Below are 24,915 nucleotides of genomic sequence, written 5' to 3' on the forward strand. Positions count from 1 at the left end.
CAGAAAAAAATGTTTTAAGGCTGATTATAAAGTATAATTAGAGTATTTACTATAAGTTTTAGTGCTGGGGTAAATGATATGAAGGTACTAAACTATATCAGCAAAGATTGATTTAGATCAACTAAATGATGGGGGAAGACATTCATGGGAAATTTTAAAAGGGTGATGGTCGCCAACAGAGGTGAAATCGCCATTAGGGTATTCAGAGCTTGCAATGAGTTGGGAATAAGGACGGTAGCCATTTATTCCAACGAAGATAAATATTCTCTTTTTAGAAGCAAAGCCGATGAAGCTTATCTCATTGGTGAAGGTAAAAGTCCAGTTGACGCTTATCTTAATATTGAGGAGATCATCAGCTTGGCCATTAAGAAGGGTGTAGATGCTATTCATCCAGGCTACGGCTTTTTATCGGAAAACCCAGAATTCGCCAGGCGTTGCGAGCAGGAAGGCATCGAATTCATCGGACCGACGGCGGAGATGATGGAACGGTTAGGGGACAAGATCAAGTCTAAGATCGTCGCCAAAGAAGTGGGAGTCCCGATCATCCCCGGGTATGAGAGGGATGTCAAAACGGTGGCTGACGCAAGAAGGCATATGACAGAATGCGGTTACCCATTGATGCTTAAGGCAGCTGCCGGTGGCGGCGGAAGGGGCATGAGGGTCGTCAGGGACGAGAGCGAGCTGGAATCTGCTTTCTTAAGTGCTAAAAACGAGGCTAAAAAAGCCTTCGGCATTGATCATATTTTTATGGAGAAATTTATCGAAAAACCCAAACATATCGAAGTGCAGGTTCTCGGTGATAAGTACGGAAATATTGTTCATATGTTTGAACGGGATTGTTCTATCCAAAGAAGGCACCAGAAAGTTGTGGAATTCACGCCCGCCTTTTCCATCCCTCAGGAAATACGAAACAACATTTATCAGGATGCCTTGAAGATTGCCAAGGCTGTTAACTATCGAAGTGCCGGAACCCTCGAATTTTTGGTTGATAACCAGGGAAATTATTATTTTATTGAAATGAATCCACGGATTCAGGTTGAGCATACGGTTACGGAAATGGTTACCGGGATAGATATTGTACAGGCCCAGATCAAGATTGCCCAAGGCTACGCCTTAAATTCTCCTGAGATCGGGATAAACTCGCAGGAGGATATCATGCTTAACGGGTACTCCATTCAGTGTAGAATCACAACGGAAGATCCCACCAATAATTTCGCGCCGGACACTGGGAAGATTGAGTCCTACAGGACCGGTTCGGGATTTGGGATCAGGCTGGATGGCGGCAATGGATTCACCGGCGCTGAGATTAGCCCTTATTATGACAGTCTTCTCGTCAAAAACATTTCTTGGTCCAGAAGTTTCCAGGATGCTATTAAAAAGTCAATTCGCTCTATAACTGAGACCCAGATTACAGGGGTTAAAACGAATATCGGATTTTTAATTAATGTTCTCAATCACCCGCAGTTTTTAAAAGGAGAATGTCATACCGGTTTCATCGAAGAAAATCCTGATCTAATCTCTCTTACACATAAGACGGATGATGAAAGCAGGCTGCTTAAATTCCTTGGCAATATCGTAGTTAACGAGACAATGGGTATAAAATTGCAATATGATGTTCCAAAGGTGCCTCAGATCGACGGGGTTAATCCCAACGATCTGAGCGGAACAAGGCAGATCCTCGATGCTCAAGGGCCAGAGGGACTGGTTAGCTGGGTAAAAGCCCAGAAGAAGGTGCTGCTCACAGACACCACCATGCGGGATGCTCATCAATCGCTGATGGCCACCAGGATCAGGAGCAAGGATATGATTAAAATAGCCAAGGCGACATCGGTCTTTGGCAAAGATCTTTTTTCTCTTGAAATGTGGGGCGGCGCAACTTTTGATGTAGCTTACAGATTTCTGAAGGAATCTCCCTGGGAGCGGTTGGAGCAGCTGCGTAAAAGAGTTCCCAACATTCTATTTCAAATGCTCATCAGGGGAGCCAATGGCGTAGGTTATAAAAACTATCCCGACAATGTCATCAGAGAATTTATTAAAGAGTCGGCAGTTTCGGGTATTGATGTTTTTAGAATCTTTGATTCCCTTAACGAACTCAGGGGGATGGAAATATCTATTGACGAAGTATTAAAGAACGGGAAGGTCGCCGAAGCCTGTATCTGCTATACGGGAGATATCCTCGACAGCAGGAGGGAAAAATATAACCTGGATTACTATATAAAGCTTGCTAAAGAGATAGAAAAAACCGGGGCCCATATCCTGTGTATTAAAGATATGTCGGCTCTCCTGAAGCCCCACGCAGCTTTTAAACTTGTCGGTGCCTTGAAGAACGAGATTGGAATCCCCATTCATCTTCATACACACGATACTACAGGCAATGGAGTGGCAACGGTCCTTATGGCGGTGGAAGCTGGGGTAGATATTGTGGATACTGCCTTTAACAGTATGTCGGGTTTGACAAGTCAACCTGCCATGAATTCTATTGCGGCAGCCCTGAGAAATACGGAAAGGGATCCTGGCGTTGATCTTAAAGGAATTCAAAAGGTTTCTGACTACTGGGAGGCAGTCAGGCCGGTATACGGTAAATTCGAGTCGGGATTAAAATCGGGATCTGCCGAAATATACAAATATGAGATTCCAGGAGGACAGTATTCAAACCTAAAGCCTCAAGTGGAAAGTTTTGGCCTTGGTCATAAGTTTGACGAAATTAAAGAAATGTATAAGCAAGTTAATGTGATGTTGGGGGATATTGTAAAAGTCACACCTTCGTCAAAAGTTGTAGGGGATTTCGCCATATTTATGGTTCAGAATCACCTCACCCCCGAGAATATTTATGAAAAAGCAAAAAATATGACATTCCCTGATTCGGTGGTGGCATTTTTCATGGGTATGATCGGTCAGCCGATGGGGGGATTCCCGGAGAAACTTCAGAAGCTTGTGTTGAAGGGAGAAAAGCCGATCACCGAACGTCCAGGCGAACTGCTTCCAGATGAGGATTTTGACAGAATCTCCAAGCACCTTAAGGATAAATTTGAAGTGACACCATCAAGGAAAGAGGTTCTTAGTTATGCCTTGTATCCGGAAGTATTTGAAGGATTTATGAAAATTGTGGGCGAATACGGGGACCTAAGCCGCCTGGGAAGCGATGTGTTCTTTCATGGTCTGAGTGAAGGAGAAATTATTGAGGCTGAGGTGGCGGAAGGAAGGAGCCTGATGATTAAGCTCAGCTCCATTGAAAAGCCGGATTTGGAAGGATACAGAACGCTGATATTCGAAGTCAATAGGAACAGAAGAGAGATCAAAATCAAAGACAAAAACTGGAGCAACATCAACCTTCTTAGCCAGTCAGGGGACTATAACCTAACGGAAATGGCGGACCCAGACAATAAGAATGAAATTGGATCTCCTATCCCAGGAACGGTTGTGACCTTAATGGTTAAAGAGGGTGACAAGGTCACGGAAAACAAGACGCTTGCTGTTATCGAAGCAATGAAAATGGAAACTAGGATAACAAGTACCGTTTCTGGTATTGTCAGCTCAGTAAATATCAAGGAAGGACAACAGGTTAAGGCCGGAGAACTCTTAATCGTTGTTAAGTAACTATCAGAGAATAGATTAACTAATCATTTAACCCGTTGTGATTTAAATTGACTTAAATTACAACGGGTTTTTCCTTAGAGTATAGAGTTATTTTAAGGATTTGAGTCTTTATTATAGACTGGGTCATGATATATAAAGAAAATTACCAGTATAAACTCTTTCGTTTTCTCAAATGTTATGTGTATGCAGAAATTTGAAAAGGGGCCTTTCCATGGCATTATTGTGTCCGAAATGTAAAAGTGAGACGTTTTATTACACCTTTATAAATCATCGTGAAATCGTGCTATGCCGAAAATGTGGTTATTGGGAAAACTATCCCACTCCATACTACAGTATTCATTAAAGAAATATTGGAGACGGATCAATATGTGGAAGAAGATTCTTTTGGGAAGTGGGATTACTGTTGTTGGATTATATGTCTTATTTCAGGTCGGTTATTATGCCACTTCCGGCCCCAACTTTTGTGGGTCATGTCATGAAGTCAATAAATATGTTACATCCTGGCAGACTGCGGCCCATAAAAATGTAAACTGTTTGGATTGCCATAGGGATACAGGGCATGCAGTAGATATTTATTTAAGACCCGATTTAAAAGGTTATAAGCAATTGTGATAAAACGCTTCAAATTATTCTCGTTATTCATATTGGGCTGCTTTTGAGCAGCTTTTTTTATTGCTAGAGGAAAGTATAGGCTTCCGTTGGTATACTGCAAGAAGAATTAGTATGTTCGAAGATTGTGTCTTCGTCTTCTGGCATAATTGCAGCCAGGTAGTCGCTGGCTGCGACGATAAGTGGACGAGCTTATCGCCACAATGCAACTCGTTAAGCATACGCATGCAGCTGGATTGTCCAAGAGTCTCCTTAAACAAGTGTGATACTCTACACTGGAGATTGTAGGAAGGTTGTAAAGCTAGTTTTACATTATGAAGGAATGATGTTAATATTAATGGAAAGTAAACTTTACAATACCGCATGGAGGAATGAATTTGAAAAATAGGCTCGAAGAAATTAGGAAGCAGCGGGGAATAACCCAAGAGGAACTGGCCGATAGGCTAGAAGTATCAAGACAAACTATTAGTTCTTTGGAAAACGGGCGTTATAATCCATCAATTATTCTGGCATTTAAAATTGCACATTTATTTAATTTGAGTATTGAAGAGATATTTATTTATGAGGAGGAGTAGGTCATGAAAAGAAATAAACTATGGTTATACATTCTTCTAACGATTGCAGGAGCTGTGTTGTTCTACCTTGGGGGATTTGTACTTGTAAGCCGTGATGTAAAGCAAATTTCAGGCCTTGGCATAGGTTTAGGGGCTGCTTTATTTTGTCTTGGAATAGGAAAGTTCTTTGATGTTCTTTTAGTATCCCATACGGAGAGTGAAAAAATGAAACGCAGAATTGCCATTGAGCTTAATGATGAAAGGAATATTCGTTTAAAAGAAAAGGTTGGAGCAAAAATTAATCAAATATTAATTTATCTTCTAAGTCTCTTGGTAATGACTATGAGTTTTATGGGAGCCAAAAGTGTCTTTATCTTAATGGTTGCTGCAATTATGTTCATCCAGTTAGGTTTATCTATTATTCTTTTCAATTATTATGGAAAGCGAATGTAATCTGAACTCAAGGAATTTATCATAGGATGGCAACTTGTCTCATAGTCTTTAGTAAAATACCTTTCTTCACTTATAAACGATCAGAGAGTAGGAGGGGAGTTATGACTAAAGAGCAAGAGATTCTCGATTTTCTGGAAATTAATTTATTTAACCCCATTTTACAATCGACATCCGCATCAGATCGCTTTAAGAAAGCAACTCGCGGGTTGCGTTTGCGGATGAAACAAAGAGATGCCCAAGGGATGATTCAATACTTTTGGACCACAGTGGTGGATACTAATACAAAGCATGCTAATTACGGACGTTTACTACAGAATGAGGGATTTCCCGAGTTCGAAGAAGTTGTTTCAAACTTTCGGTTTCGCTTCAAGGAACTGTAGAGAGGGGCTAGTACTGCTAACCAATTAAAAAATTGACAACACGAATCCCAAAAGGTTAAATTCTTAAGAATAAACCAGGAACATAATTTAAACATAATTTTTATGAAGAGGTGATAAGGGCATACTTTAGCGAATTAATGATGATTAGGCTGTTAATCTATGAAATGTATTTAGAAATTGACGATCCGATAAATAACTTATTATTGAATTCTACAAAATTACCTACAGTATCAAAAAGGGATCAGCCTCTAATGGCTGTCCTTTTTTATTGAAAAAAATTAATGAAACAGCGGAATGGAATAATAATCCAAATTCGCTTAAATAGGACACTATTATCAATTAATAGCGCCTCATCACAATGCTCTCTTCGACAGTCTTCATTTCTGCTGCGTGAGATAATTATCCAGATAATTGAAGGAGTGAGTAGTTGATGAGGAAAAAGATGATAGTATTAATTATGATTGTTTGGAGTACGCTGATTGCAGCCCTTCCCGTCTTTGCAGCCACCAATAACACGAGTGATTTAAGTTCGAATACTAGTCAACCGCGAAGTGTTACCATGAATCGGCTTGCCGGCCAAACTGAATTCGGAACTGCCAAGGCTATCGCTGAGTATTATTGTCATGAAAAAATCCAAAGTGTTATCTTAGCAACAGGAAATGATTTTGCCGACGGAATATCTGCCAGTGTTTTGGCTCATGAAAAGAAAGCCCCAATCCTCTTAGTTGATACAACGGTTGCTAAATCTCAAGATGCCTTTGACTATGTTCGTCAGCATCTTGATCCCCAAGGGACCGTTTACATTATTGGCGGAACAGGAATTATCGGGAACGAGTTTGAAGATAAACTTTATGAACTAGGTTATTCGCATATTATAAGAATTGCGGGTATGGACAGATATGATACATCCTATAAAATTGCTGCTTCGCTTAACACCACGACGGGATCTGCCCTTGTGATATCTTCCGGGAATCAATATTCTGATGCTTTAAGTATTTCTAGTTTTGCAGCAAATAAGGATTGGCCAATCCTTTTATCGCCGCCAGATGAGCTCCCGGAAGAAATGAAAAATTATCTAAGACATCTTAAACCTTCGCAAATCTATATAACCGGAGGGGAAATAGCCATCTCTGACAATGTTAAATCTGAAATCAGTAACCTATTGCCGGATACGAAGATCCAACGCTTGATGGGACAATCACGGTTTGATACCAATGTATTGATTGCTGAGACATTTGCCCCGCATCCCTCAACAGTCTTTCTTGCCAACGGTTATGGTTTTGCTGATGCATTGGCTGGAAGTGTTGTAGCTGCTCAAGAAGGTGCCCCAATCATCATGGTTGATCCTTCAATTCCAACCTTGCCCAAATCGACGGCCGGATACTTTGGCAGTTTTCTGGCAACTAATTCGAGTACGGATTTAGTGACTTTCGGTGGAAGTGGCGTTATATCTGATGAAATCCTAACAAACTCAAAAGATTTATTGTTGGGAGCAGTAAAAGAAACGAGCATCTATTCCATCGCTGACCTTAATAATACTGTTACGCAAAATGAAAACTATACGTTACCCACTACGGTTCATGCAACACTGTACAACAGCGATATCATTGATGTTCCTGTTCAGTGGAGTAGTCAGACGGTGGATACTAGTAAGATAGGGACCACTGAATATACCGGAGTCGTCAACGGTTTTGCCAATACCATAAAACTTAGGTTAATCGTTCAAGAACCATTACCCATGGCACAATATACTACTTATTTTGATACTCGCTTGATCAACCGGACTGAAAACATTCGTTTGGCTGCCAAAGCCCTTGATGGAAAAATCTTAGCACCTGGTGAACGTTTCTCTTTCAATCAAAGTGTTGGAGAACGAACCGCCCAGGCAGGATATAAAGAGGCCCTAATTATTGAAGGGGACTCATTCACTCCTGGGCTAGGCGGAGGCGTTTGCCAAGTTTCTTCTACCCTTTATAATGCTGTAATTCTTGCCCATTTAGAAATCATTGAACGCCACCCTCATTCCTTGCCAATCAGCTATGTCCCTCCGGGGCAGGACGCCACAGTAGCTTATCCTGAATTAGACTTTAAATTCAAAAATAATACCAAGGCTTACATACTTATTCGAAGCAGCGTAGAGGGGAACTCCTTAACGTTTAAGCTTTATAAAAAGACCAAGAATCAAAATTAATCCAATTATGAGACTCACCGATGTTCAGCTTTAGCTGAACGAGTTCACATGCCTTCCGGGAAATACATAAGGAACAACTTAGTTATTAATCTCAGTTAATAGTCGTTGGATTTTTTCCGAACAGCGTTTGCCCTTACAAGAGCCTTGGCCTGCTCCGGTTGCTTTCTTAACTTCTTCTATCGTCGCGGCCCCATGATCAATAGCCTTTTTAATAGTTGCTCTAGATATACCTTGACAGATACAAACTTTTGTAAGCTTATCAATAATTTCTGAGTTTATAGTTTCTTCCATATGTTTCTCCTTATACTGAAATCGCTTCTGCTGCCAGCAGATTATTTGCTCGTTCTAAAATCTCTGGCCTATCCTATAAATACCTTAATTCCATCATTCTGATGAAATTAAAGCTGCCTTTGGTTCATTACTATATCGAACTGAGGCAGCTTAATTTTGGTTGCTTAGTGTTCCTCTTAAAGCTATACTCTATCTATTAAGAATTTTTATCATCTCGGCCGGCTGAAACGAACTTGCCGCCGGCCACGACGATAAGCGTATGAGCTTATCGCTGCACTGCATTCATTACGCATACTCCTGCAGTGTGAATTGTACTATCTGTTGAGGGGGAGTGAGCAGTGGAAAATGTAACCATAGCATTTGCCTTTACTTCGGGAATATTATCTTTTCTCTCACCCTGCGTTTTTCCCTTGATTCCAGCCTATGTAACGAATCTAACCGGTTCGTCCTTTGAAAATAATAGGATTGTAGTTCCCAAACGTATGCTTTTGATTCGGTCGCTGAGTTTTATCATAGGCTTTAGTATTGTGTTTGTTATCATGGGAGCATCGGCTAGCGCTTTGGGAAAGCTTTTCAACCATAATCGCGCAGAAATTGAAAAGATAAGCGGGATATTAGTAATTGTCTTTGGCTTGCAGATGGCTGGGATCTTGAAACTTCGTTTTTTGATGATGGAAAGACGTTGGGAAGCAAAAACCGGCGGAAGAATGAATCTTGTGAGATCTCTCGTTTTGGGCATGTCTTTTGGCGCCGGTTGGACGCCCTGTGTTGGTTTGGCCCTATCCTCAATTCTTCTCTTGGCCGGATCTACTAATACCGTTTATAACGGAATGGTTTTGCTTTTTGTTTATTCACTAGGTTTAGGTATTCCGTTTCTTATGATTTCAGTGGTTATCACGTATTCCTTCACTATTTTGAAGAAAATTAATCGAAACTTAGGCATTCTTTCTTGGGTCAATGGGTGGATTTTGATTGCTATGGGCTTTCTGATGTTTACCGGTCAGCTAGAGAAGATAAGCGCGTGGTTATCCAGATTCGTGTGATTACATAAGCAGAAAGGAATTCTTGAGATGAAAAGAATTATTGTTTTGGTTCCCATCATAGCTTTGGTGCTTTTGGGTATTTATAATGTCGGTGGAAATAAAAGTAAAAGCCCCGATCCCAAAACCATTTCCGCGGGGCCGACCGTAAAGGGGATTCAAGGTCAGGAACCAACGGTTGGCTTAGAAAAGGGAAATTTAGCCCCGGATTTTGAACTTCAAAGCGTTGACGGAAAGACTATAAAGCTATCGAGTCTGCGCGGCAAAAAGGTAATACTCAATTTCTGGGCATCTTGGTGTCCTCCTTGCCGCTTGGAGATGCCGGAAATGGAGAAGTTTTCAACTCAGAACAAATCTAAGGGAATTGAAATTTTGTCTGTAAATCTAACAAAAGCAGAGAGAAATCGTGATGATGTTACAACGTTTATGAAAACAGACAGTATTACATTTCCGGTACTTTTAGATGAGAAGGGTGATGCAGCACAGTTGTACAATATTTCATCGATCCCTGCCAGTTTTGTGATAGATACCCAGGGAGTTATCAGACAAACAATCGTTGGACCGATGACCATGGAAACGATGGGAACTATGGTAAAGGCCATTAACTAATCATTGGTGCAGAAAGAGAGAGGGCTGATTACCATTAACAATTTATCGATGCTGCAGAACAAATCACTGTCGTTTTTAATGATATCCCGGGTGGCCAATACTTTAGCTATTCAAATGCTGACAGTTGCTGTAGGATGGCAAATCTATTCCTTAACTCAATCGGCATTTTATTTAGGACTTGTTGGACTTGTCCAGTTTCTGCCTATGATTGTTCTGACTCTGGTCGTTGGGCATGTCGCTGACCGCTATGACAGAAAACTCATTATCTCGATAAGCCAGAGTGTCGAGGCACTGGCGGTTTTTTTACTCGCTTTCGGCTGTTACCATGGTTGGATTAACAAAGAAAGTATTCTTATCATAATCTTTCTGATTGGCATTGCTAATTCCTTTCAGGGACCTCCAATGCAGGCTTTGCTCCCTAATATTGTCAGTGAAGAGATTTTTCCCAGGGCAGCGGCCCTCGTCGCTTCAGCTTTTCAGTTTGCCGTCATTATTGGACCGGGGTTAGGAGGTATCCTCTATTCCCTAGGACCAGGTGTAGTATACAGCATTACCGGAAGCCTCATGTTTTTGTCCAGTATGTTGATATTATTTGTGTCTACACGGAAGGAGCAAGTTAAGACAGAACCTAAGAGTTTAAAAACGTTATTTGCTGGGATATCCTTTATCAAGAGCAAACCGGTAATCTTGGGAGCTATTTCCCTTGATTTATTCGCGGTTCTTTTTGGCGGTGCCACAGCCTTACTTCCTATTTATGCCAGCAAAATATTATTCATCGGTTCTTTCGGACTCGGCGTACTGCGCTCGGCCCCTGCTGTCGGTGCTTTGCTGATGTCCGCTTTTCTGGCCAGAAATCCTCTGAAGAAAAATGTAGGCCGCACGATGTTCATGGCGGTGATTTTGTTTGGGATTGCCACGGTCATCTTTTCCTTGTCAAAGTCTTTCATCATTTCTATCCTGGCCCTTATTCTCTTAGGTGCATCAGATGTGATAAGTGTCGTTATTCGTTCGACCTTTGTCCAAATGGAAACTCCCGATAACATGAGAGGGAGGGTTAGTTCCGTCAATATGCTCTTTATAGGTACATCTAATCAACTGGGTGAATTTGAATCGGGCCTGACAGCCTCTTGGTTTGGAACGGTGCCGGCTGTATTAATTGGGGGTATCGGAACCATCGTTGTAGCATTCTTGTGGATGAGATTATTTCCTGATCTTTTGCACATCGATAAGCTGGAAGCCAGAAAGTAAGCAATTTACAAATTAAGTATTTTAGCATAAATCAACTTTGATTGTCTTCGTGAAGGGGGAGAAATTTTGAATAGGCTGGATCAACTAAAACAGCTTCCCCAGAAACCCGGTGTTTATATAATGTTTGATTCTAGGGGGAATATTATCTATATTGGTAAAGCCAAGAATTTAAAGAATAGGGTTTCACAATATTTCAGAAACTCGAAAAACAGGGCTCCTAAAATCGTTGAAATGATACGAAATATCCATTCCTTTGAGTATATAGTTACAGATACTGAATTAGATGCTTTGATTGAGGAATGTCGCCTAATCAAAGAGAAAAAACCAATGTATAATAGGCAGATGAAAAATAGCGCCAAGTACATTTATCTGACGATTCCTAATGAAGACTTTCCTAAGATCGTTATAAAAAATAAAAAGGAAGTTGATGGAGCCGTTTATTTTGGCCCGTTTCCAAGTCTGAAGCATGTGGAGAAAACTGTTCAATATTTAAATGACCTTTACCCCTTGCGTAAATGCCCTTCACTGAGATTAGAAAAAAGTTCGAATGGCTGCCTCTTTCGGGAATTAGGTTCATGTTTGGGTGTTTGTACCGGTCAGGTAAGTATTGAGGAATACAAGGCTTATGTAGACAAAATCCAGCAATTGTTCAACGGGAACGGCAAGAGAGCTCTGCAGGAATTGTCGGGGAAAATCAATCGTGCAATCGATAATCTTGAATATGAAAAGGCAGCCATCTATCGCGATTATTATTTAGGGCTAAGACATGTTTTAGGGAAGCAGAAACTGGTATTAACTGCGAGAAAAAACAAGAATATTATTGCCTTTGAACCTATGGATGGATTTAAATTGAAGTTATTTTTGATCAAAGGCAATAGGCTTCTCGCCAGAAAAATCTTTGATTTAATGAACATGGATCGCAGTGAATTAAGTTTGAACGTATTGCAAAATATCCGTGATACGTTCACCCCTCAAACAAGAGAAGACAGTCTTCTCACTCAGAATGAAATAGATGAAGCGCAAATCATCGACTCCTATTTAAGGAGAAGTCCTAGTAACGTTCTACACTTTTGGATACCATCCTCATACTTGTCGAAAGATAAATTTAAGTTGGAAACGAAAGTTGTTTCCTTGATTGATCGAATTTATAGCGAGCTAATTTGATAGTTTAAGAATGGAAAACGAACGACTATAACTGAGTTTATGGCCGTTTTTTTATGCTATCAATCGAGCTCTAGCCAAGTTTTCTTTAGACGGATTTAGCAGTTTGAAAAATTTGGTTTATCTATCTGCAGAAATTTGGTGTAAAATATAGATATTTAAGCATATGTGTTTATTTGTAGTGGATGGAGGTAAAATGAGTAATACAGGCATTCCAAGAATATCTGATCCAAGCGGGAAACCGAGATTTAATAGAAAACCTGCCGGGGTTTATTATTATAGCCGCAAGAAAAAAAGGCTTAAGCAGTTTTTAATTGGACTCTCCACTCTTTTCATACTCTTTACCTTGTGCTTTTTAGGATTTTTATTTGCCCCAATAGAACCTTTCGAATCACTTCGTGAATTATGGGTAACTACTGCCATGACTACATTGCACCACCAATATCTGGCAACTGATTTATTCAGCACAGCAGAGATACAAAAAATTATGGATAAGAACAAAGCAACCAACCTGGGAAACTCTCATCCGGATGATGTTAAAACGAAAAATACGGCCCAAAACACTGGTATTGAGCTTATCGACGTTAGTCAAAAGAATTTTAAAGGCTACTTGCTAAAGATTCAGAATCCGGCTCGTGTTAAAGTTGCAGCCACGCGCTATTTGGGCCAAGTAGGAGAGAAGGCTGAAGCTATTGCTAAAGAGAACGGAGCCGTGGCTGTGATTAATGGCGGAGTGTTTGAGGACCCTCAGGGGACAGGAAATGGGGGCCAACCGCTAGGGATTCTTATCTCAAATGGCAAAGTTCTTCATAAGGATCCAGTCTCATCCTTTGATATCATTGGCTTAAACCGTGATAATGTTTTAGTGCTTGGACATTATACCTTAGAACAAATCAAACAAATGAATATACGAGATGCAGTTACGTTCAGCCCGTTCCTCGTGGTCGATGGCAAACCTTCCATAACTCAAGGAGATGGAGGGTGGGGGATCGCTCCCAGGACAGCTATTGGACAGACAGAAGATGGCACTATTTTGATGCTCGTTATTGATGGGCGGCAAATGGGTTCATTGGGCGCTACTCTAAAAGACGTGCAGGATATTATGCTGCAATATGGTGCTTATAACGTAGCGAACCTTGATGGCGGTGCTTCTTCAGTTCTCTATTACAGGGGCAAGATGATTAATCATCCGTCAAGCCAATACGGTGAACGTTCTATACCTTCTTTCTTCATCGTTAAATAATACGGCTCATTAATATGATTTTGGCACCGGAATTGGTAACGTGTACTTGAAGAGGAATAGCTTAATGTTTTAATCATTTTAGTGTATAATTATACGCAGTGAACTCGTTCAGCTAAAGCTGAACATCGGGGCTTCGGTGGGGGGACTCAACTCCCACCGAAGCAGAGACCAGGGGCCACTCCCACTTACAAGAAGTGGGAGTCTCACGATTGGATGAATAAAATGGGATGTGGAAAATTTCATTTTTAGAGGTAAACTATGGGTGAACTGTATAAAAATAAGCCTATCTTCGTTTATGGCCAAAAAGAAATTGATTATCTCAAACGAAAAGATAAAAAGCTTGGTTTAGCAATTGATAAGATTGGTTTCATTCGGCGTGAGATTATACCTGATCCTTTTACTGCATTGATCTCTAGTATTGTTAGTCAGCAAATTTCCAATAAGGCAGCAGAAACTGTTTGGATGAGATTGACATCGCTGATTCCTGATTTAACACCCGGGAGCATTGCCCGGGTGCCTCTTTCCGAAATCAAAGCCTGCGGAATGTCGGAAAGAAAAGCCGGTTATATAAAAGGGATTGCGGATTCGGCCCTGAATGGTGCCATAGATTTCCAGGATATTAATAGTCTGTCCGATTTGGATATCATCTCAAAACTTACCTCTTTGAGGGGCGTAGGCGTTTGGACGGCGGAAATGATTCTTATATTTTCTTTGAACCGTCTCGATGTACTAAGTTTTAAAGACTTGGCCATTTGCAGAGGTATGATGAATTTATATAATCTCAAGGAACTACCGAAGGAGACCTTTGAACGATATCGCAAAAGATATTCTCCTTATGGTTCGGTTGCCTCGCTCTATTTATGGGCATTATCAATATAATTACGTTTTAAAACACTGTTTTATTTTGATACGAAAAAAGCCTCTCAATAATTGAATTATTAAACCGATTAGAGTAATATGTTGACAAGAATTTGAAAAAAAGATAAGGGAGTAAGTTGGGGAGGGGAGATTATGAATCCGGATGAAATATTAGGTCTAATCGAGAGTTTAAGATCTCAGCTCGTCGTCTTAGCCCAACACAAATCCTTAATTGACCCTGAGGTGGTTACCCTCAGCCAGCGACTGGATTCGTATTTGACGCTTTACCACAACCTTATTACCAATTTCCTTAGTTAGATTAAAAATGCTATTAGGAGTATTTAGGATGCTTAGAAGAGCAATAATTAATGATATTCCACAAATCATGGCTATTATCCGTGAGACAATTTTGGAGATGCATTCTTATCAGAATTATCAATGGGATGAAAATTACCCTCAACAGAGTGATTTTGAAGTGGACATTAGGGCAGGGAATCTCTTCGTTAAAGAACGGGAGGGGAATTTAGCCGCATTTATTTGTGTAAATAGAGTTGAGCCTGAGGAATATTCTACCCTCCAGTGGTCATCTCCTCAGGAAGGTATGGTGATTCACAGGATGTCTGTTCATCCGAATTACAGAAGATGTGGTTTGGCGAGTGAATTAATGCAATTTGCCGAAACTTTAGCTCAAAGCTTGAATTTTTCTTATCTGAAAACTGATACAAATTCTAAAAATGAAAAGATGAAGTCTCTTTTTCAAAAGTGCGGCTACCGGTTCGTTGGTGAAATTAATTTTATGGGGAAAGAAGCCCCTTTCTATTGTTACGATAAAATTATTAGAGCGTAGGCTTAAATTAACGCACAAAATTTAAAAGCGCTAGACATCTATAAAAATGGATGTTTAGCGCTTCGTATTTATGGATCCTCTTAAGGAGCAGCTGATTCCATAGATCTCCAGTCTCTGATTCCATTATCTTCGATGATGCCAAGGGTCACATCCGTGACATCTTCGTAATCTAATAAATGGTCACGGATTCTCGCTTTAATTTTGTCGGCCTCTGCTAAAGTATAGCCTCTATTTAGCTCGATATAGCTCTCAACATGATAAAAGCGTCCTTCCTGGAGGATACGCAGTTTGTTAATATCAGTGACGGCTGAATCGGCAAAGATAATCTGAGATACTTTATCCTCAACCTCTTTAGGGGCAGAAACTCCAATAAGACCGACCATATTGTCATATCCGACGCGAAAGACTACGACGCCCATGAGTAAACCAATAATAATGGCGGCGAATCCATCAAGAGATTTGAGTGGAGTATACCGTGTCAGGAGTATTGCCAATAGAGCTAGGACAGCCCCGGACGTTGCAACTAGGTCTTCATAAAAGACTAGACGTGTTGGAGGAGATGCTTTCTTAACATTTTTAAGAGCAAAAGGGATGAGATTTAGTCCTTTTTTATCGCTATGAGTCTCCTTTCCGATTTCACGAATCGCTTTAAGGAGAACATAACCATCCGTTGCCATTGAGGCCAAAAGACTAAAGATAGTAAAACCCAGAGCCTGAAACGATGAGGGATGTTTAATTAGATGGATTCCTTCCAGAACAGTTTCATAGGCCATGATCGTTACAACAATGACAGCCCCCATACAAAATACGTTAATGAGTCTCCCAAAACCAGTTGGGAAGCGAGGCGTTGGCTTTCGTTCCGCCAGGATACTGCCAATAAAAACAAAGATTTGATTTACAGTATCGGCTCCAGTATGCATAGCTTCGGCAAACATGGCGCCGCTTCCGCTAGTGAAAGCAGCAATACTTTTTATAATGACGAGGATGAGATTTCCCAAGGAAGCGTAGAGAGATGAAGAATTCCCCTTCCTGATTAATTCCCACAGATTGCTCACGATAACCACACCATTCAATTGTTTTTTTCTTAGCTTCCCAGAAACAGTGGGGTTTATTCGCGGCACGTGACATAAATCAGTTGGAAAACATACCCTAATAGTGAACAAGGATTATAGGAAGTGGGTGCGAATTTGTCTTTGTATCTGGCTTTAGGAGATTCTATTACGGCTGGTTATGGTGTTGGGGGGCTTTATTCATTTCCGACTGTGTATGCCCAATTTCTTAGAAGGCATGAACCAAACTTAAAACTGCTTAACCTTGGGATAAACGGTTTGACAACCGGCGGGCTGCTTGTTTTGCTACAGAAAGATCCTAGAATACGCCGCTTAATTTCTCAGGCTTCTCTAGTGACTATTACTATCGGTTCAAACGACTTACTTCAGTTCTTTAAAAATTCTTCTCGAGTTTCTAATCCGACTCAGTTAACCTTAATCATTTATTCGCTCCGAAAAACTATGTGTCAAATCGGGGAAGAAATCAGAAGCATTAACCCAACGGCGGTTCTGAAAATAGCTGCTATATACAACCCCTTACCGGCAGGTCCTTATGCTCAATATTCTAATCAAGCGCAACTCATTATTGATCAAGTTAATAGGATTATTATTGATTGGGCTTACCGATATGGAGGAAACGTCGCTTTTATAGATCGAGAGTTTCATGGGAAGGAGCAACGGCTAATAGGACCTGATTACGCACATCCCAACGTAATAGGTCATCAGAGAATTGCAAGAGCTTTACTAAGAGCCTAAGAAATCGTGAGACAGCCTTCTTTCAGTTATGAGTGAAGGCTTTTATTATATTTACTTAAAAGATTGAAATTATTTATAAAATTAACACATACCATATAAATTATGATAGTCATTTATTAAGCTTTTTGTTGGGGATCAGTTCTGTTAGTAGTGTACCAATAAAGAGCTACAGATCCAAATATGAAAATTCCCATACCTAGAGCAACCACAAAACGACCAGGGTGGTGGGAAGCTCGCCAAAAGTCGTGTCCTACCCAAGATTCCCAAATGATCATTGGAAATTTCCCGCAGAAGGTGGCGAGGAGAAAGGAGGGAAAAGGCATCTGAGATAATCCTGCCGCATAGTTGACGGCTGCAGATGGAAGAATAGGAACAAGCCTAGAGAGCAATACAATGGAAAAGCTATTTCCTTCAATTAGAGTTCCCCATTTTCCCAATCCCGCAATTTTGGGTTGAGCCCATGCTTGCCCCAGCGATCGGGATAGGCCAAAGCCTATAGCTGCTCCTAAAAGGCTTCCTGCTAGAGAAAGCAAAAAACCGCCAATCCAACCATATAAGATAGTATTTACTCCGGCTATTAAAGCAAAAGGAACTAGAGGAAAGAGCATAAGTAGTGCAATAATTAACATGTCAATGAAAAGGCTGAGGTTTCCCCATCGTTTAATGAAGAATTGAAAGGCGAAAGGGTGCTGAAGCTTTGGATAAAGGAAAATTACCAGAGCTAGGGAGAGCAACAAAGTTAGAAATGAGAAATACTTTTTTTTCAAAAGATAGCCTCCCGATATTGATTATTCGATCCTTATCTTAATCCTAACATACTATGCGCACTTTTGAACAGCAGCGATTAGATGATAACTATGTAAATGTCTTTTCCTTCTCTGAGTTTGTGTTAAAATAGGTTATGACGTGAGAGTGAAAGGGTGATCAGCCCATGTCGGTCCAAACTCAGGCCTATCGTCTGAAACCCGAAGACATCTTCGGACTTCTCCAAGAAATTAATCGTGAAGAAAATTTTGAAGATGCCCTAAAAATTTTGACTAAAAGAGGGCTTGATTTTTTTAATTCGACAATGGCAGGTATTTGGCTATTTAAAGAAAATAAATTTCGTTCTCTGACAATTAGTGCGCGCACTGAACAACAAGAGAGTTTTTTGAAGCAGCGCTTTTTTCCTTTTAATTTTCAGATCATCTTAAAAAAGGTGATGGAAGGCAATACTGCTTTTGAACCCAAAATTGAAATTCATGAGATTGACGAGACAGGGGATGAATATCGTCCTGCTGAATTAAACGCTAGTTGTTCTTTTTCAGAGTGGAGAGAAAATTTACAGGAATTTAAGATACGCCGGATTTTATGTGTCCCGCTTGTTCATTATGGCTGCTTATTCGGCTTATTAGTTCTCTTTAGTGCTGACCCATTTGCTTTCGATGAAAATAGTATCTATTGGTTGGAGCAGCTCATGCCTCTAATTTCTTCTAATGTCTATGAACAACAGCTGCATCTGGCGGCTTTGGAGCGTGAGCAGGCCTTGTCTCTGCTTTTAAGAGGTACCGAAATTCTGGTTAAAGCCGTTTCAGAGAAACAGTTGTTAGCTGAAGCCGGAGAAATGGCCATGGAAATTTTATATCTTGAAGCAGGCTTTTTTCATATGGAACAAAAGGGTGAGTGGATCTTAGGCTCTTCTTTTGGCCGCCTTAAACAGTATGAAACGGTTTGGCAGGAGTGGATAAATCGTTATAAAGAATGTCATTTTCCGACCGGATATATTCCATCATCTACCCCGTCCTTAAAAGATCTGGAAGAATCAGATCAATGGGATATTCCCTATCCTGTGAAAAAGATTTCTATTCATCCCATCATTACCCATCATGGAATTGTCGGGGAATTATGGCTTATGGAATCAGGGGTTAGGGATCTTCAATATACTCAAGAGATACTTTCGGCTTTTGTGAGGATGCTAAGTATGTCCTTAGAAACAATCCGACAAAGAATGGAACTGCGACGTTTAGCTACGACGGATGGTTTGACCGGTATATTGAATCGCCAGGGCTTTGAACAGAGGATTTTAGGGGAAATGGCAAATACCTTAAGGCGCGGTACAACCTTTCAATTTTTGCTGCTTGATATAGATGGCTTTAAAAATTTGAACGATACCAAGGGGCATCCTGCTGGAGATCTTGCGCTCATTCACCTGGCCCATAATTTGCAAAAATCTGTTCGCTTAGGTGATATTGTAGCCAGAACAGGTGGAGATGAATTTGCAGTGATACTTACGGATTTAAAGGCGGGTCAAGATTCAATTAAGATTATTGAACGTCTGAAAAACAACTTAGAACTTGAAAAGCTTGGTTTGGGCGTTACTATTGGGGTCGCTGAATTTCCAACAGAATCTAAGGACTATGAATCATTGTATAAAGTTTCGGATCGACGTCTCTATATTGGTAAAGATAATGGGAAGGGACAGATCGTTGTGAGTGACATGGTCTCAGTTCGATAATAAATAGTATGGACGAAACATCAGCCCAAGAGGACGTTTTTACTAACGCTTTTTGGGCCTTTCTTACTACCGGACCTCCATGCTGCTCAGAGGCATTACTGAAGAATAGAATCACGGAGATAGAGTGTTATTTAAAAAACCTCAGTGACCACGTATTCTTCTAAAGATACGAAGGGAAGAATAGGGAAATAGACAACTAAAGTAATTATAGAAATCTAAGCAGGAGATTGTTATAGAAAGTAGAATTATATTCTGGTGAATTATATTACAAGAAAGAATATTTCCTAAATGTGACATAGATCAGAGGATTTGAGGAGGATTTGGCGATGAAGTATGCAAAATGGATGGAAAATACAGGGGAAAGCTTTATCGGAGAAATGTTAAAAGCAGCCCAGAATCCGGATATGATATCCTTTGCCGGTGGCTTACCGGCCCATGAACTTTTTCCGGATAAAGTCCTGAAGCACAGTTTCCAGCGAGTTTTTGAAGAACAAGGCAAATCTGCTCTCCAATATGCACAGACTGCCGGGCATCCGCCTCTAAGGGAATGGCTGGCCAAGCAGCATACGAGAAACGGCAAATCAGCAAAGATGGAAAATGTGGTTGTAACTACCGGAAGCCAACAAGGTTTGAGTTTGCTGGCTCAAACGTTCCTAGATCCAGGAGACGTTGTTTTTTTAGAAATGCCGACCTATCTAGGAGCTATCCAAGCATTTCAAGCCTTTCGGGCGCAATTCAGGATGATTCCCTGTGATGACCAAGGGATCATACCCGAAGAACTGGAGAAGATGCTTGGAGAAGTAACGCCGAAATTTTTATATCTTATTCCAAACTACCAGAACCCAACCGGTAAGGTTATGGGACTTGCGCGCAGACTGCAGCTTTTGCGGGTAGCTCAAATTTATAATCTCATGATCGTTGAAGATAATCCATACGGAGAGCTGCGTTTTGAGGGAGAAGCTTTACCCAATTTAGTAGATTTGGGTGAAAATGTCATCTATCTGGGAACTTTCTCAAAAGTTCTAGCCCCCGGACTAAGGGTAGGATACGTAATTGCGGATGAAGATATTGTTGATCATCTTTGTCAAACAAAAGAAGGAGTAGACTTGCACAGTAATAATCTTACACAACGCGCTGTGCTGGAGTTTTTAAAAGAAGGTGTACTTCCCGATCATATTCAAACCTTACGAACAGTCTATAAGGAACGAAGGCAGGCTATGGTTGAGTCTATAGGAAAGCACTTAGGTGACGAAGTAGAAATGATCGTTCCTTCGGGAGGTCTCTTTCTCTGGGCGAGATTTAAAAATATTGCCAACAGTTTTGATTACGTGGAAAAGACGATACGTCAAAATGTCCTCTATGTTCCCGGTGCGCTATTTTATACGGACCAGCGTGTAACTTCGGAGGTGCGTTTGAACTATTCCTGCTCGACGCCGGAAGTTATTGAAGAGGGAGTTCAGCGTTTAGCACGTGCGATTTTAGGACAAGCATCTACTCATTCCCTGTAACCAAAGAGATTAAAAAAGAAGCGTTCTCCTATCACAGGCTGATAATCCCCATGAAGATAAGCAGTGGAACTGTTTGATCTAAAGGCGGGTATATCAGTTAAAGTGGAGTGAGAACGCTTCGCTTTTATCTTCTTGCGGGGAGAAGACACCCATCCTCTATAGGTGGCGAGATGAATTGATGAACATTAACCGTCTCTTTGCCTGTAATCGCACGTCGGCTCATGTTTGGAATGATTGTCAAGTTTGGCTTAAGAACATTTTCAACGATCGGGTCGATGGATTAACAGCGGGAAAGTTAGGGAAATGTCCAGTACTCTTTAGTGGAGAAAGGGAAAGGCAAAAAAAAGGAAAAGTACTTCAGAAAGTTCAATGATGGAACCGTATAGATCACCTGTTAATCCACCTAAAAGGGAGGTGACTCTATGTGCCCAAAGGATGACTGCAGCAACACAGATGAAAAATGAGACTAGGCCGGCAATGCCGGTTAAGAGGTAAGAAATTAGGCAAACAAAGCCGCCTGAGATAAGAAGGGTCAGCCATTGAGTTGCTTCATGAAATCCTTTGCCTAACCCCTGAGGTCGAGCATAAGGGAAGGCAATGACACCGATTTGAAAGACCCAACGGGAAAACATGGGCATTATTAGGAGGAGGGGATATTTGGAAGGAGTTAAACTGGCCAGCAGGGAGAATTTGAGCAAAAGTAATCCTACTAGAGCCATGGATGCATGAGCTCCCACTCGGCTGTCCTTCATGATCTCCAAGATCCGTTCCGGGCTTCGAGCAGACAATAACCCATCCATGCTGTCCATAAAACCATCGAGATGGAGTCCACCTGTAAGTACAAGTTCACCAACTAAGAGCATGGAGCCCAGCACCAGAGGCGGAAAATAGTGGTATAATCCTTTGGCTATAAGCCAGAGGAAGAAACCTATAACGAGCCCTACCAGTGGATAATAACGATAACTTCCGGCAAATTCCTCGGAAGTCACCTCTACCTCAGGGGAAGGTAAAGGAAGTCTGGTTAAGAACGTGAGAGCAATGAGAAATCCTCGCATAGGCTACCTCTCCTTGTGCAGAGAAGAGAGCAGGGTCTCAGCAGGCTTCTTGATTTCCATAGGAAGACCTGCAATCACCCAATAAACTCTACCTGCTTTTTTGGCAAGCGCTTGATTACATCGTCCGGCTAAATCCCGGTATGCTCGAGACAAAGGGTTTTCCGGAACAATACCTTGTCCAACTTCGTTCGTTACAAAAATGACGATTGGTTTAATTTCTTGGGCTATTATTGCTGCCTCTTGAACTATTGTCAGGATTTTTACTTCAATTTGTTCATATATGCTCTGATCAAACTGAGGGGTCGTCTGCCCAGCCTGGTGTGTTTGTTCAGGCTGTTCGGCAAGCAGAAGGTTTGTGAGCCAGAGAGTGACGCAATCCAGTAGAATAACTCCTTCGTCATTTTTTAGTTTGAGCAAGGTTTCTCGAATATTCAAGGGCTCTTCGATCAACTGCCAAGCAGCAGGCCTTTGAAGCTGATGCTTTTTGACTCGAGAAGCCATTTCTTCGTCCCAGATTTGAGCCGTTGCAATATAGGTTACAGGCAGGTTGGGAGAAGCACTATGAGCTGCTAATAGTTCGGCAAAACTGCTTTTACCGCTACGTGATCCTCCTGTGATAAGGGTAAATTGAGACATTAGATTTCAACGACTCCCCTCATTGTCAGATATATTAATCCTATAGATGTGGATCTAAACTTATTTTTCGCTGCCCCCCGCATCTCTAAAGGTTGCTATCTCATTCAGAATGTGTAAGCACATCGAGCCCCTCTGTAATAATATTATACACCATTTGGGGAGTAACTTCTTGAGGAAAGGCATTAACGCCTTCTTCGACCACACCATGATCATCAGCCATTAAAAGAACAGCTTTTTTCTTGATTCGGGGCTGAGAAGTTCGCTGAATTCCTCCAAGCTTTTTCCTCCTTTATTGAATTGGATAGCAAAAAGGCAAAGTCCCGCCACAAATCAATGTGGTCGGGACTTTGCCATCGTCACCGACGCTTCCCAAGGTTTGGGAAGCCGTCAACATTTTAGGCAGGTCTCCTGGCTATCGAATCATCGCCGTTTCGCAGCCTTCCCGGCTTAGGCCAGTGGTCAGCGAGGCTCCTCGACTACAGTGGTGGGTCCGCGTCGGTTTTTACTATCAGAAAGCATAACTTTCAGCTGGTTTGCTTTATCCGAACTTCCCTATTCTCCCCAAAGGGCACCTAAAATGGATTAATTTCCAATAGAATATCACATTAATTGGTAATTCTCAAGAAGTAATGTGATAATTGGATTATCTCTCACGGATGTCTTATTTTACTAAAAAATAAATTGTATATATAATAAACTATGACATAAAAAACGTATAATATAAATTGATTAAAAATAATTAATCAATGAATCAATAAGAATGAAATATTTAGAAAGGAAAAGATTAGGTTAGATGATTAACTTAACCTAATCAGGAGAGTGTCATAGAAGGTCTGTTTTGGAGCCTTTTCAAGGTTTTATTCGCATTTCTATTAATTGTTATAAATGGCGTTTTTGTGGCAGCGGAGTTTTCCATGGTTAAAGTCCGTAAAACCCGTTTGGCTGAATTGGCTGATAACGGGTCCCGTCGGGCACAGACTGCTTTGGAAGTCACCTCAAAACTCGATGCTTATCTTTCGGCGAGCCAACTGGGGATTACTCTGGCTTCTTTGGGTTTAGGCTGGTTGGGAGAACCTGCTGTTTCCGCACTGATCGAACCTTTGTTTAAAGGCCTGGGCGTATGGGAGAGGCTGTATACTGAAACCATTTCCATAATTATTGCTTTTGCCTTGATTACCTGCTTACATATAGTATTGGGCGAACTTGTTCCTAAATCTATAGCTATCCAAAAGGATGAGGGTACGGCTCTGGCAACAGCCGGTTTATTAAAAGGATTTTATAGGGTATTCTATCCGGTAATCTGGGCGCTCAACAACCTCGCGAACTTGGTCCTGCGTCTCTGGGGAATCGAACCGGCCAATGAACAGGACCTTGTCCACAGCGAGGAAGAACTGAGGATGTTGGTTGATGCCAGCCAAAGACACGGCTATTTAGATAAAATGGAAGGGAAACTTTTGGATAATGTGTTCGAGTTTTCCGACCGAATTGCCAGTGAGGTAATGATTCCCCGCCAGGACATGGTTTGTATTTTTGTTCAGGACAAGTTTTCCGATATTCTTGAAGTTGTTAAGAAATATGGGCATACTCGTTATTTGCTCTGTGATGATGACAAAGATCATGTCCTAGGATTAGTACATATGAGGGACATTTTCTGGCTCCAAGAACAGTCTGAAGAGAAGGATATAACAAAAATTAAACGTGACATTCTTGCCGTTCCCGAAGGGATGCCAATTTCCCACTTAGTACAGGCTATGCGAAGTCAACGAACGCATATGGCAGTGGTTGTTGACGAATTCGGCGGAACCGCAGGACTTGTGACCATTGAAGATATGCTGGAAGAACTGGTTGGAGAAATTTACGATGAATTTGAATCAGAGCAGCCTCCTATTGAAAAGCTGAACGATCAAGAATATATCTTAAATGGCCGAGTTTTGATGGAAGAAGTATCGCAGTTACTTGAGATTCAGCTTGAGGAAGATACGGTATCGACCATTGGCGGTTACGTTTTTTCCCGCTTAGGCCGCAAACCTTTAAAGGGTGACGTTATTTTTTTTGATGGATTTCTCTTTGAAGTGCTTGAAGTCAATGGTTTCAGAATAACGAAAGTTAAGGTTACGAAAAAGCAGTCAATAGAAGAACCTATAGATGTTGAAACAAATGAGGGTGATAAAATGAAATGAGCAGGTTGTCGCAAGATGCATTTGCACGAGCACCTTTTGAGATAGATAGAGAAATGGTCCAGAAGTCGTTAAATGATATGCTCCCCTTGACCGGGAGCATATCAAATAACGTACTCTTGGGCTATTTTTTTGCACATATACTGATTTGAAAAACTT

The 24,915-nt window shown here is 41.1% G+C and carries 23 protein-coding genes, 1 pseudogene and 1 riboswitch; of the genes and pseudogenes, 18 read left to right on the forward strand and 6 right to left on the reverse strand.

What is annotated here, in order from left to right; all coding sequences use genetic code 11:
* The first annotated feature begins 144 nt into the window (after positions 1–144).
* The 6 genes from DESACI_RS10350 (at position 145) to DESACI_RS10375 (ending at position 7,784) form a co-directional block, all read left to right on the forward strand.
* Complete coding sequence (locus tag DESACI_RS10350) at positions 145–3,597, forward strand: pyruvate carboxylase (RefSeq protein WP_014827140.1); 3,453 nt, start codon at positions 145–147, stop codon at positions 3,595–3,597.
* 366 nt (positions 3,598–3,963) lie between these two features.
* A complete protein-coding gene (locus DESACI_RS10355) occupies positions 3,964–4,209 on the forward strand; it encodes a NapC/NirT family cytochrome c (RefSeq protein WP_014827141.1) in 246 nt (81 codons plus the stop codon).
* Between the two features lie 374 nt (positions 4,210–4,583).
* A complete protein-coding gene (locus tag DESACI_RS10360) occupies positions 4,584–4,781 on the forward strand; it encodes a helix-turn-helix transcriptional regulator (protein ID WP_014827142.1) in 198 nt (65 codons plus the stop codon).
* A 3-nt stretch (positions 4,782–4,784) separates the two neighbouring features.
* Positions 4,785–5,213: a hypothetical protein gene (locus DESACI_RS10365; RefSeq protein WP_014827143.1), complete on the forward strand. Its 429-nt coding sequence runs from the start codon at positions 4,785–4,787 to the stop codon at positions 5,211–5,213.
* Between the two features lie 101 nt (positions 5,214–5,314).
* Positions 5,315–5,593, forward strand: a complete 279-nt coding sequence (locus DESACI_RS10370; protein ID WP_014827144.1) for a hypothetical protein — start codon at positions 5,315–5,317, stop codon at positions 5,591–5,593.
* Between the two features lie 430 nt (positions 5,594–6,023).
* Positions 6,024–7,784, forward strand: coding sequence for a cell wall-binding repeat-containing protein (locus DESACI_RS10375; RefSeq protein ID WP_014827145.1), 1,761 nt, complete (start codon positions 6,024–6,026; stop codon positions 7,782–7,784).
* A 78-nt stretch (positions 7,785–7,862) separates the two neighbouring features.
* Here DESACI_RS10375 and DESACI_RS10380 read toward each other — a convergent pair whose 3' ends face one another.
* The gene (locus DESACI_RS10380; protein ID WP_014827146.1) at positions 7,863–8,075 is read right to left on the reverse strand and encodes a (2Fe-2S)-binding protein; all 213 of its coding nucleotides are present in this window, start codon (positions 8,073–8,075) and stop codon (positions 7,863–7,865) included.
* 338 nt (positions 8,076–8,413) lie between these two features.
* Between DESACI_RS10380 and DESACI_RS10385 the strand changes: the two genes are divergently transcribed.
* From DESACI_RS10385 to DESACI_RS10415, 8 genes are all read left to right on the forward strand, one after another.
* Complete coding sequence (locus DESACI_RS10385; RefSeq protein ID WP_014827147.1) at positions 8,414–9,118, forward strand: cytochrome c biogenesis CcdA family protein; 705 nt, start codon at positions 8,414–8,416, stop codon at positions 9,116–9,118.
* A 27-nt stretch (positions 9,119–9,145) separates the two neighbouring features.
* Positions 9,146–9,724 (forward strand): peroxiredoxin family protein, encoded by a 579-nt coding sequence (locus DESACI_RS10390; protein WP_014827148.1) that lies wholly within the window; start codon positions 9,146–9,148, stop codon positions 9,722–9,724.
* 48 nt (positions 9,725–9,772) lie between these two features.
* On the forward strand, positions 9,773–10,972 hold the full coding sequence (locus DESACI_RS10395) for an MFS transporter (RefSeq protein ID WP_041276042.1): 1,200 nt from the start codon (positions 9,773–9,775) through the stop codon (positions 10,970–10,972).
* A gap of 66 nt (positions 10,973–11,038) precedes the next feature.
* On the forward strand, positions 11,039–12,136 hold the full coding sequence (locus DESACI_RS10400) for a GIY-YIG nuclease family protein (RefSeq protein ID WP_014827150.1): 1,098 nt from the start codon (positions 11,039–11,041) through the stop codon (positions 12,134–12,136).
* A 193-nt stretch (positions 12,137–12,329) separates the two neighbouring features.
* On the forward strand, positions 12,330–13,376 hold the full coding sequence (locus DESACI_RS10405) for a phosphodiester glycosidase family protein (protein ID WP_014827151.1): 1,047 nt from the start codon (positions 12,330–12,332) through the stop codon (positions 13,374–13,376).
* 258 nt (positions 13,377–13,634) lie between these two features.
* On the forward strand, positions 13,635–14,255 hold the full coding sequence (locus DESACI_RS10410; RefSeq protein WP_014827152.1) for a DNA-3-methyladenine glycosylase family protein: 621 nt from the start codon (positions 13,635–13,637) through the stop codon (positions 14,253–14,255).
* Between the two features lie 132 nt (positions 14,256–14,387).
* Positions 14,388–14,552: an aspartyl-phosphate phosphatase Spo0E family protein gene (locus DESACI_RS23625; RefSeq protein ID WP_014827153.1), complete on the forward strand. Its 165-nt coding sequence runs from the start codon at positions 14,388–14,390 to the stop codon at positions 14,550–14,552.
* 28 nt (positions 14,553–14,580) lie between these two features.
* On the forward strand, positions 14,581–15,081 hold the full coding sequence (locus DESACI_RS10415; protein WP_014827154.1) for a GNAT family N-acetyltransferase: 501 nt from the start codon (positions 14,581–14,583) through the stop codon (positions 15,079–15,081).
* Positions 15,082–15,161: 80 nt separating this feature from the next.
* Here the strand turns inward: DESACI_RS10415 and DESACI_RS10420 are convergent, their stop codons facing one another.
* The gene (locus DESACI_RS10420; protein ID WP_014827155.1) at positions 15,162–16,136 is read right to left on the reverse strand and encodes a cation diffusion facilitator family transporter; all 975 of its coding nucleotides are present in this window, start codon (positions 16,134–16,136) and stop codon (positions 15,162–15,164) included.
* Between the two features lie 120 nt (positions 16,137–16,256).
* Here DESACI_RS10420 and DESACI_RS10425 point away from each other — a divergent pair, with 120 nt between their 5' ends.
* Positions 16,257–16,886, forward strand: a complete 630-nt coding sequence (locus DESACI_RS10425; protein ID WP_014827156.1) for an SGNH/GDSL hydrolase family protein — start codon at positions 16,257–16,259, stop codon at positions 16,884–16,886.
* Between the two features lie 116 nt (positions 16,887–17,002).
* On the opposite strand, the gene DESACI_RS10430 is transcribed toward DESACI_RS10425, so the two are convergent.
* The gene (locus tag DESACI_RS10430) at positions 17,003–17,653 is read right to left on the reverse strand and encodes a TVP38/TMEM64 family protein (protein ID WP_014827157.1); all 651 of its coding nucleotides are present in this window, start codon (positions 17,651–17,653) and stop codon (positions 17,003–17,005) included.
* Positions 17,654–17,817: 164 nt separating this feature from the next.
* On the opposite strand from DESACI_RS10430, the gene DESACI_RS10435 reads away from it, so the two are divergent.
* Both DESACI_RS10435 and DESACI_RS10440 read left to right on the forward strand, forming a co-directional pair.
* Positions 17,818–19,380: a sensor domain-containing diguanylate cyclase gene (locus tag DESACI_RS10435; RefSeq protein WP_014827158.1), complete on the forward strand. Its 1,563-nt coding sequence runs from the start codon at positions 17,818–17,820 to the stop codon at positions 19,378–19,380.
* 326 nt (positions 19,381–19,706) lie between these two features.
* Positions 19,707–20,888, forward strand: coding sequence for an aminotransferase-like domain-containing protein (locus DESACI_RS10440; protein WP_014827159.1), 1,182 nt, complete (start codon positions 19,707–19,709; stop codon positions 20,886–20,888).
* Between the two features lie 317 nt (positions 20,889–21,205).
* Here DESACI_RS10440 and cobS read toward each other — a convergent pair whose 3' ends face one another.
* The 3 genes and pseudogenes from cobS to DESACI_RS23630 form a co-directional block, all read right to left on the reverse strand.
* Positions 21,206–21,943, reverse strand: coding sequence for an adenosylcobinamide-GDP ribazoletransferase (gene cobS / locus DESACI_RS10445; protein WP_014827161.1), 738 nt, complete (start codon positions 21,941–21,943; stop codon positions 21,206–21,208).
* A 3-nt stretch (positions 21,944–21,946) separates the two neighbouring features.
* A complete protein-coding gene (cobU, locus tag DESACI_RS10450; protein WP_014827162.1) occupies positions 21,947–22,579 on the reverse strand; it encodes a bifunctional adenosylcobinamide kinase/adenosylcobinamide-phosphate guanylyltransferase in 633 nt (210 codons plus the stop codon).
* Positions 22,580–22,697: 118 nt separating this feature from the next.
* A pseudogene (locus DESACI_RS23630) lies at positions 22,698–22,862 on the reverse strand (nicotinate-nucleotide--dimethylbenzimidazole phosphoribosyltransferase); the annotation flags it as partial.
* Positions 22,863–22,960: 98 nt separating this feature from the next.
* A riboswitch (cobalamin riboswitch) is annotated at positions 22,961–23,170 on the reverse strand.
* Between the two features lie 242 nt (positions 23,171–23,412).
* Between DESACI_RS23630 and DESACI_RS10455 the strand changes: the two are divergent.
* Complete coding sequence (locus tag DESACI_RS10455) at positions 23,413–24,759, forward strand: hemolysin family protein (protein WP_083845580.1); 1,347 nt, start codon at positions 23,413–23,415, stop codon at positions 24,757–24,759.
* Positions 24,760–24,915 lie beyond the last annotated feature (156 nt).

The sequence above is a fragment of the Desulfosporosinus acidiphilus SJ4 genome (genome assembly GCF_000255115.2).
GTDB lineage: Bacteria > Bacillota > Desulfitobacteriia > Desulfitobacteriales > Desulfitobacteriaceae > Desulfosporosinus > Desulfosporosinus acidiphilus.

What these genes read in the sequence shown, in the direction of transcription:
- DESACI_RS10405 (WP_014827151.1), top strand. Translation starts at nt 12,330, where the DNA reads ATGAGTAATACAGGCATTCCAAGAATATCTGATCCAAGCGGGAAACCG.
- DESACI_RS10410 (WP_014827152.1), top strand. Translation starts at nt 13,635, where the DNA reads ATGGGTGAACTGTATAAAAATAAGCCTATCTTCGTTTATGGCCAAAAA.
- DESACI_RS10415 (WP_014827154.1), top strand. Translation starts at nt 14,581, where the DNA reads ATGCTTAGAAGAGCAATAATTAATGATATTCCACAAATCATGGCTATT.
- DESACI_RS10390 (WP_014827148.1), top strand. Translation starts at nt 9,146, where the DNA reads ATGAAAAGAATTATTGTTTTGGTTCCCATCATAGCTTTGGTGCTTTTG.
- cobU (WP_014827162.1), bottom strand. Translation starts at nt 22,579, where the DNA reads ATGTCTCAATTTACCCTTATCACAGGAGGATCACGTAGCGGTAAAAGC.
- DESACI_RS10395 (WP_041276042.1), top strand. Translation starts at nt 9,773, where the DNA reads ATGCTGCAGAACAAATCACTGTCGTTTTTAATGATATCCCGGGTGGCC.
- DESACI_RS10375 (WP_014827145.1), top strand. Translation starts at nt 6,024, where the DNA reads ATGAGGAAAAAGATGATAGTATTAATTATGATTGTTTGGAGTACGCTG.
- DESACI_RS10435 (WP_014827158.1), top strand. Translation starts at nt 17,818, where the DNA reads ATGTCGGTCCAAACTCAGGCCTATCGTCTGAAACCCGAAGACATCTTC.
- DESACI_RS10370 (WP_014827144.1), top strand. Translation starts at nt 5,315, where the DNA reads ATGACTAAAGAGCAAGAGATTCTCGATTTTCTGGAAATTAATTTATTT.
- DESACI_RS23625 (WP_014827153.1), top strand. Translation starts at nt 14,388, where the DNA reads ATGAATCCGGATGAAATATTAGGTCTAATCGAGAGTTTAAGATCTCAG.
- DESACI_RS10380 (WP_014827146.1), bottom strand. Translation starts at nt 8,075, where the DNA reads ATGGAAGAAACTATAAACTCAGAAATTATTGATAAGCTTACAAAAGTT.
- cobS (WP_014827161.1), bottom strand. Translation starts at nt 21,943, where the DNA reads ATGCGAGGATTTCTCATTGCTCTCACGTTCTTAACCAGACTTCCTTTA.
- DESACI_RS10355 (WP_014827141.1), top strand. Translation starts at nt 3,964, where the DNA reads ATGTGGAAGAAGATTCTTTTGGGAAGTGGGATTACTGTTGTTGGATTA.
- DESACI_RS10440 (WP_014827159.1), top strand. Translation starts at nt 19,707, where the DNA reads ATGAAGTATGCAAAATGGATGGAAAATACAGGGGAAAGCTTTATCGGA.
- DESACI_RS10365 (WP_014827143.1), top strand. Translation starts at nt 4,785, where the DNA reads ATGAAAAGAAATAAACTATGGTTATACATTCTTCTAACGATTGCAGGA.
- DESACI_RS10350 (WP_014827140.1), top strand. Translation starts at nt 145, where the DNA reads ATGGGAAATTTTAAAAGGGTGATGGTCGCCAACAGAGGTGAAATCGCC.